The following is a 13,000-nucleotide window of genomic DNA, read 5'->3' on the forward strand; positions in this document are numbered from 1 at the left end:
TGACCGAGGCTATTGCGGGTGGAGCATCCATGCATGGCGTGGCAGACTCGGGTCAACAGAACGCAGCACAGGGGAGTGGAGTGGCCTATCAGCGGATGATTGCGGCGGGTCTGCTTGCCGGAATGATGGTGGTCGCTGGTCCGGCCCTGGCCAGTGAGGACCGCTGTACACGCGGGCAGGCCGTGCGGGACTTGATCGATGCGGGCATGGTGTCGATGGCATCGCATCGAAAGGGCGACCAATGCCGTTTCACCGGGGTCGGGTCGGATATCCACGCAACGTGGCGGCAGGCGCTGTTCCTCGCCGCGCTGGCGGGCAACTGTCGCGGCATTGCCATGGAAGTGGATCCGAAGCAGGACACCCGCATGGGCATCCGCATACCCGAGCGCTGCCTGGTCGATACCGACCCGCCGGATGCGCCGCCGGTGGGATGGTGGCCGCTGTCATCGCCTGCCCCAAGGTATCCGCAGGAGGCGTACAAGCAGGGTCTGAAAGGCACGACCGTGGTGCTGGTGGTGATCAACCGCGAAGGCCGGGTCACCGGCAGGATCATCGCCGAGTCCAGTGGCCATCCCACGCTGGATGCGGCAGCCGTCGACGCGGCATCGGCCTGGACGTTTACCAGCAAGCGAGGCGACCCGCCCGACATCAGCCTGGCCAGGATTCCGGTCAACTTCGACTTCTGAGGGGCAAACGCAGAACGGGCGCCCGAAGGCGCCCGTTCCGTGTGTTGCATGCACCGGGTGCGCCGGCCGTGGGCCGGCACACCACAGGCATCAGTAGCGGTAGTGGTCCGGCTTGAACGGGCCTTCCACCGGCACGCCGATGTAGTCGGCCTGTTCCTGGCTCAGGGTGGTCAGCTTCACGCCGATCTTTTCCAGGTGCAGGCGCGCCACTTCCTCGTCCAGCTTCTTCGGCAGCAGGTAGACCTTCTTCTCGTAGCTGTCCTTGTTCGCCCACAGGTCGATCTGTGCCAGGGTCTGGTTGGCGAAGCTGTTGGACATCACGAAGCTCGGGTGGCCGGTGGCGCAACCCAGGTTCACCAGGCGGCCTTCGGCCAGCAGGAAGATCGCGTTGCCGTTCGGGAAGATGTACTTGTCCACCTGCGGCTTGATGTTGACGTGCTTGATGCCGGCGAACGACACCAGCGCATCGACCTGGATCTCGTTGTCGAAGTGGCCGATGTTGCAGACGATGGCCTGGTCCTTCATCGCGCTCAGGTGCTCGATGCGGATGATGTCCTTGTTGCCGGTGGTGGTGACGTACAGGTCGGCACGGCCCAGGGTCGATTCGATGGTGTTGACTTCATAGCCTTCCATCGCCGCCTGCAGGGCGCAGATCGGGTCGATCTCGGTGACGATCACGCGCGCGCCATAGGCACGCAGCGACGCGGCGCAGCCCTTGCCGACGTCGCCGTAGCCGCAGACCACGGCGACCTTGCCGGCCAGCATCACATCCATCGCGCGCTTCAGGCCATCGGCCAGCGACTCGCGGCAGCCGTACAGGTTGTCGAACTTGCTCTTGGTGACCGAGTCGTTGACGTTGATCGCCGGGATCAGCAGGGTGCCGGCCTGGGCCAGCTGGTACAGGCGATGCACGCCGGTGGTGGTCTCTTCGGAGACGCCCTTCCAGTCCTTGACCACGCGACCCCAGTAACCCGGGCGCTCCTTGGCCACGCGCTTGAGCAGGTTCTTGATGACCTGTTCTTCGTGCGAGGAGGACGCGGTGTTGACCCAGTCGCTGCCGTTTTCCAGCTCGTAGCCCTTGTGGATCAGCAGGGTCACGTCACCGCCGTCGTCGACCACCAGCTCCGGGCCGGTCAGGGTGCCGTCGGCCAGGGTGAAGGTCAGCGCGTCCAGGGTGCAGTCCCAGTACTCTTCCAGGGTTTCGCCCTTCCAGGCGAACACCGGGGTGCCGGTGGCGGCGATGGCGGCAGCGGCGTGGTCCTGGGTCGAGAAGATGTTGCACGAGGCCCAGCGCACGTCGGCGCCGATGTCCTTCAGGGTCTCGATCAGCACCGCGGTCTGGATGGTCATGTGCAGCGAGCCGGTCACGCGCACGCCCTTCAGCGGCAGCTCGGCCTGGTACTTGCGGCGGATCGACATCAGGCCCGGCATCTCGTGCTCGGCGATGTCCAGTTCCTTGCGGCCCCAGTCGGCCAGCGTGATGTCGCGGATCTTGTAATCACCTTCGGTGGAGAAGGTCTTGGCAACAGCGTTCATTCGTGTGCTCCGGTTGTGGGCGAGCGGGTGCTCGCATCTGGCCGGGCGCCGTTGTTGCATAGCCACCTTACCGAGCCTGGCCGGGCCTCGTGGGATCCGGTCGCAGCGCCCCTCGGCAGGGGAGAACCCCCATTATATCGCGGCCCCGTCATGACACAGGGATGACCCAACCATCGGCAGATGGGCAGGCATGCACGGCCTGTTAAGGTCGGTGTTTTCACGCATCACACAGGTGGAACGATGAGCATGCACACGCGCCGCGCACGGCGCTGGACCGGCCTGGTCCTGTCGATGGGACTGCTGGCAGTGGCCCCGCTGGCCTTCTCGGCCACCCCGCAGCCGGCTGCGGCGCAGGCGCAGGCGCAGGGCGTCACGGCGTACGAACTGCCCTCGGCCGCGCTGCAGGCGGTGGTCGACGCGCCGCGCGCGCCCTCGCTGTTCCTGTCGCCGCGCCGCGACGTGGCCGCACTGATGCAGATGCCTTCGCTGCCCTCGATCCAGGTGGTGGCGCAGCCGGAACTGAAGCTGGCCGGCCAGCGTATCAACCCGCGCACGTTCTCCGACAGCCGCTTCAGCTTTGGCCAGAAACTGTGGCTGATGAACGTGGCCGACGGCAAGGAACGGCCGATCAGCGGCCTGCCGGGCACGCTGTCGATCGCCAGTCTGATGTGGTCGCCGGACCAGAAGTGGCTGGCTTTCAACCAGGTGGACGCCGCCAGCGGCGCCAATGAACTGTGGCTGGTGGATGTGGCCGGCGGCAGCGCCCGCCGCCTGGTCGCCGGCCTGAACACGGTGATGGGCAGTGGCTACCAGTGGCTGCCGGACAGCCGTGGGCTGGTGGTGTTCACCCGCCCGGCCAACCTGGGCGCCGCCCCCGCCGCCGACGGCATCCCGACCGGCCCGGCCGTGCAGCAGACCAGCCAGGGCGGCGGCGTCGTCTCGATCCGTACCTACCAGGACCTGCTGAAGAACGAAGCCGACGCGCGCCAGTTCGACTACTACGCCACCACCCAGCCGGTGGAAGTCAGCCTCGACGGCAACACCCGCCCGATCGGCGCGGCCGGCATCTTCATGGGCTTCTCGGTTTCGCCGGATGGCCGCTACGTGCTGCGCCAGCCGGTGCAGCGCCCGTACTCGTACGTGGTGCCGGTGGACAGCTTCCCGCGCCGCATCGAAGTGATCGACCGTGCCAGCGGCAAGCTGGTGCACACCGTGGCGGTGCGCCCGCTGGTGGAAGGCCTGCCGACCGGCAACGATGCAGAGGTGACCGGCGTGCGTGACATCCGCTGGCGCGGTGATGCCGATGCCACCCTGGTGTGGGCGGAGGCGCAGGACGGCGGCGACCCGAACAGGGAGGCCAAGGTGCGCGATGCGGTGCTGATGCAGGCCGCACCGTTCGACAAACCGCCGGTGACCCTGGCCCAGCTCGGCAGCCGCCTGGCCGGCATCAGCTGGGGCCGTGGCGACCTGGCCCTGCTGACCGAATCGTGGTGGAAGACCCGCAAAACCAAGACCTGGCTGATCGCCCCGGACAACGCCGGTGCCGAGCCGCGCCTGCTGTGGGATCGCGACGCGCAGGACCGCTACGCCGATCCGGGCCGGCCGCTGATGTCCAGCGACGACCGCGGCCGCTCGCTGCTGCAGACCAGCACCGATGGCAGCAGCCTGTACCTGGCCGGTGCCGGTGCCTCGCCGGAAGGCGACCGCCCGTTCGTTGATCGCTTCGACATCGCCACGGGCAAGGCGACGCGCCTGTTCCACTCGCAGGCACCGAGCTATTCGTTGCCGGTTGCGCTGCTGGACGAACAGGGCAGTTCGCTGCTGCTGAGCCGTGAAAGCCCGGACGAGCCGGCCAACTTCTACGTGCAGTCGCTGGCCGATGCCAGCGCCGTGCCGCGCGCACTGACCCACTTTGCCCACCCGCTGCCGCAGCTGAAGGGCGTGCAGAAGGAGCAGATCCGCTACAAGCGCAAGGACGGCGTGGATCTGACCGCGACCCTGCTGCTGCCGCCGGGCTACGACCCGAAGCGTGACGGCCCGCGCCCGCTGCTGATGTGGGCCTACCCGGGTGAGTTCAAGAGCGCGGCCGCGGCCAGCCAGGTGACCGATTCGCCGTACCGTTTCAACGCGATCAGCTACTGGGGCCCGCAGGCGTTCCTGGCCAAGGGCTACGTGGTGCTGGCCAGCCCGTCGATGCCGATCATCGGCGAGGGCGACAAGGAACCCAACGACACCTACATCGAACAGCTGGTGGCCAATGCGCAGGCCGCGGTGGATGAAGTGGTGCGGCGTGGCGTGACCGACCGCGATCACATCGCCATCGGTGGCCATTCCTACGGCGCGTTCATGACCGCCAACCTGCTGGCGCACACCCGCCTGTTCAAGGCCGGCATCGCGCGCAGCGGTGCCTACAACCGCACGCTGACGCCGTTCGGCTTCCAGGCCGAGGAGCGCAACTACTGGCAGGCGCAGGACGTGTACCAGAAGATGGCGCCGTTCAACTACGCCGACAGGATCAAGGATCCGATCCTCTTCATCCACGGCGTGGACGACAACAACTCCGGCACGTTCCCGATCCAGAGCGAGCGCATGTTCGCCGCGGTGAAGGGCCTGGGTGGCAGCGCGCGGCTGGTGATGCTGCCGAACGAATCGCATGCCTACCGCGCACGCGAATCGATCATGACCATGCTGGCTGAAAGCGAGCGCTGGCTGGAGCAGACCATCGGCCCGGCCGAGCAGGGCAAGGCGAAGAAGAAGCGCTGACGCGCATGACGGCGGCCCCCGCAACGGGGGCCGCTGTGACGCGACGGGGTAGAGCCGACTGGGTAGAGTCGACTGTTAGTCGACTATCGCGCGCAGCGCGGGCTTTCGAAGACCTGACAGGAGAGCAGTCGACTAACAGTCGACTCTACCCAGTCGGTGTTTCCCGCACGGTGGTTCCAGCCGGTGTTTCCCCTCCGGTCACATCAGGCGATGCATGCAGATGAAACCATTTTTGCATCGCAGCACGATGCCCGTTCTGGTTTAGGCTTGGGGTCTGGATCCGTTGACCGAGGCCTGTGCGTCGCCGATGAACGAGTACCGCAGCAGCATCGAGTTCGCTTCTCCCGATCTTCCGCTTCGCGATGACGTGCGCCGGCTGGGTGCGCTGGTCGGCGACCTGCTGGTGGAACAGGTGTCCGCCGCTTTCCTCGACGATGTGGAAGACGTGCGCACCCGCGCCATTGCCCGCCGCGAGAACCAGGCGCCGCTGTCGGAGCTGGCCGATGGCCTGGCCGGGCGCACGCCGCAGCAGGCCGAGACCATGGTGCGGGCCTTCAGCACCTACTTCCAGGTGGTCAACATCGCCGAGCGCGTGCATCGCATCCGCCGTCGCCGCGATTACCAGCGCGCGGGTACTGCCGCGCCGCAGCCCGATGGCCTGCAGGATGCCCTGCAGCATCTGAAGGCACAGGGGGTGGGCCTGGACGAGCTGGCGCAGTGGCTGCCACGCATCGATATCGAACCGGTGTTCACCGCACACCCGACCGAAGCCGTGCGCCGCGCGCTGCTGGAGAAAGAGCAGCTGATGGTGGCCAGCCTGGTCGACAATCTCGACGGCCAGCGCACGCCGGGCGAAGCGGCGGCCGATGCCGCGCGCTTCCGCATGGCGCTGACCGCGTCGTGGCAGACCACCGATTCCTCGCCGGTGCGGCCCACTGTCGATGACGAGCGCGAGCACGTCGGCTTCTACCTGGTGCAGGTGCTGTACCGGGTCATCCCGGTGCTGTACGAATCGCTGCAGCAGGCGCTGCGTGATACCTACGGCGAAGAACTGCCGCTGCCGCGCCTGCTGCGCTTCGGCACCTGGGTGGGCGGCGACATGGATGGCAATCCGAACGTGGATGCCAGCACCATCCGCAACACGCTGGATGCGCAGCGCCAGGCGGTACTGGGGCGCTACCAGAAGGAACTGTTGCAGCTGGCCAGCCTGCTCAGCCAGTCCACCGAGCGGGTGGGGGTCAGCGATGCATTGCATGCACGCGTGGCGCACTACCAGCAGCTGCTGCCGCAGGTACAGTCACGGCCGCGCCATGCCGACATGCCGTACCGCCTGCTCAACGACCGCATGCGCGCGCGCCTGCAGGCAACGCTGGACGACGGCGAGGGCGCCTATGCCGGCCCCGACGAACTGATCGACGACCTGCAGCTGATCCTCGACAGCCTGCGCGCCAACCGCGGCGAGCATGCCGGTGGCTTTGCCGTGCAGCGCCTGCTGTGGCGGGTCAAGACCTTCGGCTTCCATCTGGCACGGCTGGACGTGCGCCAGGAGTCGAGCGTGCATGCGCGCGCGCTGGCGGCGGTGCTGGGCGGGGAAACTGCTTGGGACGGCCTGGACGCAGTGGGCCGCGCGCGCCTGCTGGCGCCGCATGCCAGTGGTGAAGCCGCGCTGCCGAAGAGTGACGACGAGGGCAACCAGCGCCTGGATGCGGTATTCGCCGCACTGGCCGATGCACGCGCGCGCCATGGCGGCGATGCGCTGGGCAGCTACATCATCTCGATGGCGCATGACCGCAGTGACGTACTGGCGGTGCTCGCATTGGCACGCCGTGGCGGCCTGGTGGAAGAGGGCGGTTCGGTGCCGCTGGACATCGCCCCCCTGTTCGAGACCGTGGATGACCTCAAGCGCGGCACCGCGACCCTGCGCGACCTGCTGGCCGACCCGATCTATCGCGCACACCTGCAAGCACGCGACGACGTGCAGATGGTGATGCTGGGCTATTCGGACAGCAGCAAGGACGGTGGCATCGCCGCCTCGCGCTGGGGCCTGCAACGTGCGCAGGTGGAACTGCTGGAGGTGGCGTCCGAGGCCGGCATCCGCCTGACCTTCTTCCATGGGCGTGGTGGCTCGATCAGCCGCGGTGGCGGCAAAACCACGCACGCGGTGGATGCCTCGCCGCGTGGCAGCATCGATGGTCGCCTGCGGGTGACCGAGCAGGGCGAGGTGATCCACCGCAAGTACGGCATCCGTGCGCTGGCCCTGCGTTCGCTGGAACAGGCCACCGGCGCGGTATTGCGTGCCAGCCTGCGGCCACGCGCACCTGAGCCGCGCGAGGACGACTGGCGGCCGGTGATGGACGCGGTATCTGCAGCCAGCAGCGGGGTGTATCGCGCCTTCGTCGGCCAATCCGGCTTCATGGACTACTTCCGCACCGCCACGCCGATCGATGTGATCGAGCGCATGACGCTGGGCTCGCGGCCATCGCGCCGGTTGGGCCAGGACGCCGCGCTGGGCAACCTGCGTGCGATTCCGTGGGTGTTCGCCTGGAGCCAGGCGCGTGCGGTCATTCCTGGCTGGTACGGCGTGGGTAGCGGCCTGCAGGCCGCGGTCGATGCCGGCCACGAGCAGACCCTGCGCGCGATGGCTCGCGACTGGCCGTTCTTCCGCACCTTCCTGGATGACATCGCGATGGTGCTGTCCAAGGGCGATATCACCATCGCCGAGCAGTTCTCGAAGCTGTCCGGTGAGCTGCACGGCCGTTTCTTCCCGCAGGTGCAACGCGAACTGGAACTCACCCGGCACTGGCTGCTGGCGTTGATGGACCAGCGGACGTTGCTCGACCACGATGCGCGGTTGGCGCTGTCGATCCGCCTGCGCAATCCCTACGTCGATCCGATCAGCGTGCTGCAGGTGGACCTGCTGCAGCGCTGGCGGGCCAGCGGGCGTGAGGATGACGACCTGCTGCGCGCGCTGGTGGCGTGCGTGAACGGTGTTTCGCAGGGTGTGCAGAACACGGGGTGATCCACTTTCCTGGGGAGAGGAATCCCCGTCTGCCCTTCATCGCTTGCCCTGCGGTCTACGATTGGGCAGCATGCGGGCTCTACTCCGGGGTAGTTCAGTGGTAGAACACCTGGCTCTTAACCGGGTGGGCGCTGGTTCGATTCCAGCCCCCGGACCACACGGATTCCAGCAGCGATGGCCAAGGACGACGAACGCGATGCTCCGCCTACGATAGGGAGCGGCTACATTGGCGCCCAGATGACGCGGGCTTTGCGCGCGTTGCAGGAGGCTGCCAATCGAGAGCAGCGCCAGTCCGCACAGGCACGTGTCGATCGCTGGAGCCGGCTGCTCGACGGCAAGGCGCTTGACCTGCTGCAGCACGGCTCACGAACGCCCATCGAGGGGGCGCCCGCATGGGCAACGCCGGAAGTGGTTACCGGCGGCTTCGCCACCGGTGCGCTGTTGGCCGGTGGGCCCCTGCTGGATTGGGAAAGGCACCTTGCGGCCCAGGTGCTGGACACGGGCACCGGCAATGAGCGGCAGCGCCTGAACGCATGGTGCCTGGGCGATGAGGGCATGGCCTGGCTGCACGCGCGGTTGCAGCAGGGCGACTATCGCGTCGGCGTACCGGAAGAGTCGGCGCTGCTCACCGTGGCCTGGCTCCTGCAGCAGGGGGCGCATGCGCAGGTGGAAGCTATTCTGGCCGCCATCGTCGGCTGGTTCCCGAGCCTTCGCTTCTATCCGGAGCCGGTACCGTTGGCGGCCGGGACTGAAAAGCTGCCGGCCGGGGGAGACTTCACCCTCTTCGTGGAGACCGCCGGCGCCGTCGTTGCGCAGTTGCAGCGGCGTACGAGTTCGGCACGGGTGAAGACGCAGCATCACGTGCTGATGCAATGGCGCCCGTTGTACGCGACCGCTGTCGGGTTGCTCCTGCAGACCTGGCGCGATGGCCAGCCCTGCATGCAGTTCCCGCAGGACTGGTTGCCGGATGCGAAGCAGGCCGTGGCCACGTTCCGCACGTTGCGCAGGCAATCACCCGCGCGCAAGGCGAGCCGGCATCGTGATGTTGAACTGCTGGAGTACCTGGCGTTGTGCGTAGATGGTGTGGTGCTGACGCCACACCAGAGGTCACGCGTGGGCCAGATCGTGAACGATCACGCAGGCAAGCATGGTGTGCCTGACTCGGACACCTACGCGGCACGCATGCGCTTCGAGCAGGAGAGTGTTGCTGCACCTCCGCATGCTGCGCTCGCACGCATCGCCGCCAATCGTCTGCGCCTGTTCCCTGCCGATGCCGGTGTCGTGGATGTTGCTTCCCTGCAGCGGGACGTGCAGCCGGATGAAGCGACTTCCCTGGTTGCGGCGGGTAGCGTTCTGCCCCGCACGCTGCGACAGCATGTGGCCCGGTGCCAGCAGGGCACCGTTGAACAGCTTATCGAAGCCGGCCTGGTTCCTTCGCTCGAGTCGCTCGCGCTGCTGCTTCCGCAGCTGGGTGCGCGGGTTGCCGAGCGCGGCTTCACCGATCCGGCGCATGGTCGTCTCTATGCCGCCTGCCGGACCGCTTTCGATGCACGTCGTTCACTGTTGCTGTTGAACCTGCAGTCGCAGGTGCGCATGGCGGAGTTGCCATGGGCTGCTGGACTGGAAAGCGAACGGCAGCGCGGGACGCCTGCCGCCCAGCGGATGCTGGGCGACGTCGTGGCGCTTGCCTTGCGCCACTACCCGGAAACCCCCTTGCCAAACCCCCTGCTGCGGCAGCTGCGGAGCCTGGCGGACAGTGCTGGTGCTGATCTGCCCCTGGTGGAAGAGCTGGCCGCAGATATCTTCATGGGCGCGTTCGCCCCCGGGTTCGCGACAGCGGCACGGCATGCCGGACGGTTCACCGCAGGCAGTCTGTACGCCCGTTACTACGGTATCGACAGCATGATGCTCGAGCGGCTTGGCGAACCGAGGCCCCGAACGGGCCGACGGTCGCAGCATCGGGTAGACGATCTGGCGGGCCTGTGCCTGGCTCGGGCAGACCTTGCGCCGGGCCAGGCAGGGCCCGCTGCGAATGGTGCAGTGATCGAACAGGTGCAGATCCTGACCACCCACAACCTGGCGGTCCTATTCGACCGTTTCCAGCTCGACGCGGTGCTGGCCGAGGAACTGCCGGACATGATCCAGCGTGGTTTTTCTGCGGTCTGTACCGACCTGCAGCAGGTTGCTCCGCATTGGCATGCATGGCTGACGGCCCGCAAGCGTGGTGCCTATGCGTGGCGGCAGATGGTGTTCTTCCTCTCGCGCCTCGATGACGCTGGCCTGGCGCAATCCATGGCGACGCTGAGGTCACTGTTCGCCGCACAACCCTCCGGTTTCCAGCGGCGTTTCGCGCCCGCGATGGACGGCCTGGTGGTGGCGTCCCAGGGCGGGCAGCCGGCGCAGGTACTGCTCGGCTGGAGTCCGCAGTCCTGGTTGCGGCCGGTGACAATGGAGCACTGAGTGGAACTCGTTCATTCCTGGCGCATTACAAAATACTGGCAGTACACGCCGGAGGGGTACCTGTCCTCCCATCCCTCTGAATGGACCGAATTCTGCGACGTGGGCAGGTTGGTAACCCTCGAGGATTACCAGATCGTGGAGAACGCCTATCTCGATGCCATCCGGCGATTCTGCGTGGCAGCTGGCGTGGATTCGCTGCGTATCCATTCACTTGAACGGCGTGAGTCACGCGACTACCACGAGGGCCAGCCGCTGGATCTGGACGGCATCGAGCGGGTGGCGCGCGATGCGCTGCGCAACGTCATCTGGTGCAAACTGGTGAGCGAGACCGCCGAAGTTCACTTCGGTTACGACTACTACATGTACCTGGTGTCGTCGGTGGATGCTGAGTCTGCGCTGTTGGAGGCCGATCCGCTGTTGAACATCCAGCGCTACCGTTCGCCCTATCTGCGGGAGGAAGAGGAGTAGCGGCGTGCAGTGACCACCGCTGCCACTCGATCACTCTTCAGGCGAAGGCGGGTTCGACGCCAGCAGTTCCAGATGGCGCTGTTCCATTTCCTGGCGCAGCTGGCGGCGGATCTGCGCGGCGGCCTGGCGGCGCTTCTCGTCCGATGTGGATGGCTGCAAGGTTGGCACCGGTGTAGGCCGGCCCTCTTCATCCACCGCCACCATGGTGAAGAAGCAGCTGTTGGCGTGGCGGACGCTGCGCTTGAGGATGTCTTCGGCCACCACCTTGATGCCGATCTCCATCGACGAGGTGCCGGTATGGTTCACCGAGGCCAGGAAGGTGACCAGCTCGCCCACCGCGATGGGCTGGCGGAACATCACCTGGTCCACCGACAGGGTGACCACGTAGCTGCCGGCGTAGCGGCTGGCGCAGGCGTAGGCGACCTGGTCGAGCAGGCGCAGGATCGCACCGCCGTGGACCTTGCCGGAGAAATTGGCCATCTCCGGCGACATCAGCACGGTCATGGACAGCTGGTGGGTTTTCAGTTCGGTCGACATGCGCCGGATTGTATCGGTTACCGGGTAGTGCCGGCCGCTGGCCGGCAACCACGCGATGGTTTCCAGAAGCCATGAAAAAGCCGGCCAGCGGCCGGCTCTACAGAAAGCAGAAGGGCCGCGTGAGCGGCCCTTCGTGTTTCTTACTTCAGCTTCGCATCGGCGCGCAGGGCGGCGGCGCGGTCGGTCTTCTCCCAGGAGAAGGCCGTGGCGTTGACGGTCTCGCCTTCGCCGTTGAGGTAGCTGAACTCCTTCGGCTTGCGGCCGAAGTGGCCGTAGGCGGCGGTCTGCTGGTACATCGGGTGCACCAGGTCCAGCATCTTGATGATGCCGTACGGGCGCAGGTCGAAGTGCTTGCGGATCAGCTTCTCGATCTTGTCGTCGCTGATCTTGCCGGTGCCGAAGGTGGTGACCGAAATCGAGGTCGGCTCAGCCACGCCGATGGCGTAGGAAACCTGCACTTCGCAACGGTCGGCCAGGCCGGCGGCAACCACGTTCTTGGCGACGTAGCGGGCCGCGTAGGCTGCCGAACGGTCGACCTTGGACGGGTCCTTGCCGGAGAACGCGCCACCACCGTGACGGGCCCAGCCGCCGTAGGTGTCGACGATGATCTTGCGGCCGGTCAGGCCGCAGTCGCCCACCGGGCCGCCGATCTCGAACTTGCCGGTCGGGTTGATGTGGAACTTGGTGCCCTTGTGCAGCCACTTGGCCGGCAGCACCGGCTTGATGATCTCTTCGCGGACGGCCTCGATGAGGTCCTTCTGCTTGATGCCCGGGGCGTGCTGGGTCGACAGCACCACGGCGTCGATGGCCGAGACCACGCCGTTTTCATAGCGCAGGGTGACCTGGCTCTTGGCGTCCGGGCGCAGCCACGACAGCGGCGAGTTGCGCTTCTTGCGGATCTTGGCCTGCTGCTCGACCAGGCGGTGCGACAGGTGGATCGCGGCCGGCATGTAGCTGTCGGTCTCGTTGGTGGCGTAGCCGAACATCAGGCCCTGGTCGCCCGCGCCCATTTCTTCCGGCTTCTTGCGGTCCACGCCCTGGGCGATGTGCGGCGACTGCTTGCCGATCAGGTTCAGCACGCCGCAGGTGGCGCCGTCGAAGCCGACCTCGGAGCTGTCGTAGCCGATGTCCGTGATGACCTTGCGGGTCAGCGCTTCCAGGTCGATCCAGGCGCTGGTGGTGATCTCACCGGCGACAATGGCAACACCGGTCTTGACCATGGTCTCGCAGGCCACGCGGGCGCGCTGGTCCTGGGTCAGGATCGCGTCCAGCACCGCATCGGAGATCTGGTCGGCAACCTTGTCCGGATGGCCTTCAGAGACCGACTCGGAGGTGAAGAGATAGCTGGACATCAGGCGGTATATCCCTTGATTCGGATGGAAAGATGGGCGCGCATGATACACGGGGTGCGCCGCCTGTGCATTGTGAACCTGTACCGGTTGGCGGTGGTTAAGGCCGTGTAGGCCCGCCAGGGGCCGTCCCCGCAGGATTGGGCCCCAGCCTCGGTGCCCAGTGTTCCACCAGCGTGACA

General features: G+C 66.6%; 8 protein-coding genes, 1 tRNA gene and 1 riboswitch. Of the genes, 6 read left to right on the plus strand and 3 right to left on the minus strand.

Going from position 1 to position 13,000, the window contains the following annotated elements; genetic code table 11:
• Positions 1-29 precede the first annotated feature (29 nt).
• Complete coding sequence (locus K5L94_RS03300; protein WP_274512003.1) at positions 30-686, plus strand: energy transducer TonB; 657 nt, start codon at positions 30-32, stop codon at positions 684-686.
• A gap of 90 nt (positions 687-776) precedes the next feature.
• On the opposite strand, the gene ahcY is transcribed toward K5L94_RS03300, so the two are convergent.
• A complete protein-coding gene (gene ahcY / locus K5L94_RS03305) occupies positions 777-2,222 on the minus strand; it encodes an adenosylhomocysteinase (RefSeq protein ID WP_004154241.1) in 1,446 nt (481 codons plus the stop codon).
• Positions 2,223-2,258: 36 nt separating this feature from the next.
• A riboswitch (S-adenosyl-L-homocysteine riboswitch) is annotated at positions 2,259-2,342 on the minus strand.
• Between the two features lie 120 nt (positions 2,343-2,462).
• Here ahcY and K5L94_RS03310 point away from each other — a divergent pair.
• From K5L94_RS03310 to K5L94_RS03330, 5 genes are all read left to right on the plus strand, one after another.
• Positions 2,463-4,985: a S9 family peptidase gene (locus tag K5L94_RS03310; RefSeq protein ID WP_274512004.1), complete on the plus strand. Its 2,523-nt coding sequence runs from the start codon at positions 2,463-2,465 to the stop codon at positions 4,983-4,985.
• 307 nt (positions 4,986-5,292) lie between these two features.
• Complete coding sequence (gene ppc, locus K5L94_RS03315) at positions 5,293-8,004, plus strand: phosphoenolpyruvate carboxylase (RefSeq protein ID WP_274512005.1); 2,712 nt, start codon at positions 5,293-5,295, stop codon at positions 8,002-8,004.
• Between the two features lie 83 nt (positions 8,005-8,087).
• Positions 8,088-8,159: transfer RNA gene (locus tag K5L94_RS03320), tRNA-Lys, on the plus strand.
• A gap of 19 nt (positions 8,160-8,178) precedes the next feature.
• The gene (locus tag K5L94_RS03325; RefSeq protein WP_274512006.1) at positions 8,179-10,464 is read left to right on the plus strand and encodes a hypothetical protein; all 2,286 of its coding nucleotides are present in this window, start codon (positions 8,179-8,181) and stop codon (positions 10,462-10,464) included.
• A complete protein-coding gene (locus K5L94_RS03330; RefSeq protein ID WP_274512007.1) occupies positions 10,465-10,932 on the plus strand; it encodes a hypothetical protein in 468 nt (155 codons plus the stop codon).
• 30 nt (positions 10,933-10,962) lie between these two features.
• Here K5L94_RS03330 and K5L94_RS03335 read toward each other — a convergent pair whose 3' ends face one another.
• Together K5L94_RS03335 and metK are read right to left on the minus strand one after the other, a co-directional pair.
• Complete coding sequence (locus K5L94_RS03335) at positions 10,963-11,469, minus strand: acyl-CoA thioesterase (RefSeq protein WP_053448819.1); 507 nt, start codon at positions 11,467-11,469, stop codon at positions 10,963-10,965.
• 140 nt (positions 11,470-11,609) lie between these two features.
• The gene (gene metK / locus K5L94_RS03340) at positions 11,610-12,821 is read right to left on the minus strand and encodes a methionine adenosyltransferase (RefSeq protein ID WP_004154246.1); all 1,212 of its coding nucleotides are present in this window, start codon (positions 12,819-12,821) and stop codon (positions 11,610-11,612) included.
• Positions 12,822-13,000: the final 179 nt, after the last annotated feature.

Origin of the sequence: Stenotrophomonas forensis, assembly GCF_028752115.1 — a bacterium.
In the GTDB taxonomy this organism is placed as follows: domain Bacteria; phylum Pseudomonadota; class Gammaproteobacteria; order Xanthomonadales; family Xanthomonadaceae; genus Stenotrophomonas; species Stenotrophomonas forensis.

What these genes read in the sequence shown, in the direction of transcription:
- K5L94_RS03300 (WP_274512003.1), top strand. Translation starts at nt 30, where the DNA reads ATGCATGGCGTGGCAGACTCGGGTCAACAGAACGCAGCACAGGGGAGT.
- ahcY (WP_004154241.1), bottom strand. Translation starts at nt 2,222, where the DNA reads ATGAACGCTGTTGCCAAGACCTTCTCCACCGAAGGTGATTACAAGATC.
- K5L94_RS03310 (WP_274512004.1), top strand. Translation starts at nt 2,463, where the DNA reads ATGAGCATGCACACGCGCCGCGCACGGCGCTGGACCGGCCTGGTCCTG.
- ppc (WP_274512005.1), top strand. Translation starts at nt 5,293, where the DNA reads ATGAACGAGTACCGCAGCAGCATCGAGTTCGCTTCTCCCGATCTTCCG.
- K5L94_RS03325 (WP_274512006.1), top strand. Translation starts at nt 8,179, where the DNA reads ATGGCCAAGGACGACGAACGCGATGCTCCGCCTACGATAGGGAGCGGC.
- K5L94_RS03335 (WP_053448819.1), bottom strand. Translation starts at nt 11,469, where the DNA reads ATGTCGACCGAACTGAAAACCCACCAGCTGTCCATGACCGTGCTGATG.
- metK (WP_004154246.1), bottom strand. Translation starts at nt 12,821, where the DNA reads ATGTCCAGCTATCTCTTCACCTCCGAGTCGGTCTCTGAAGGCCATCCG.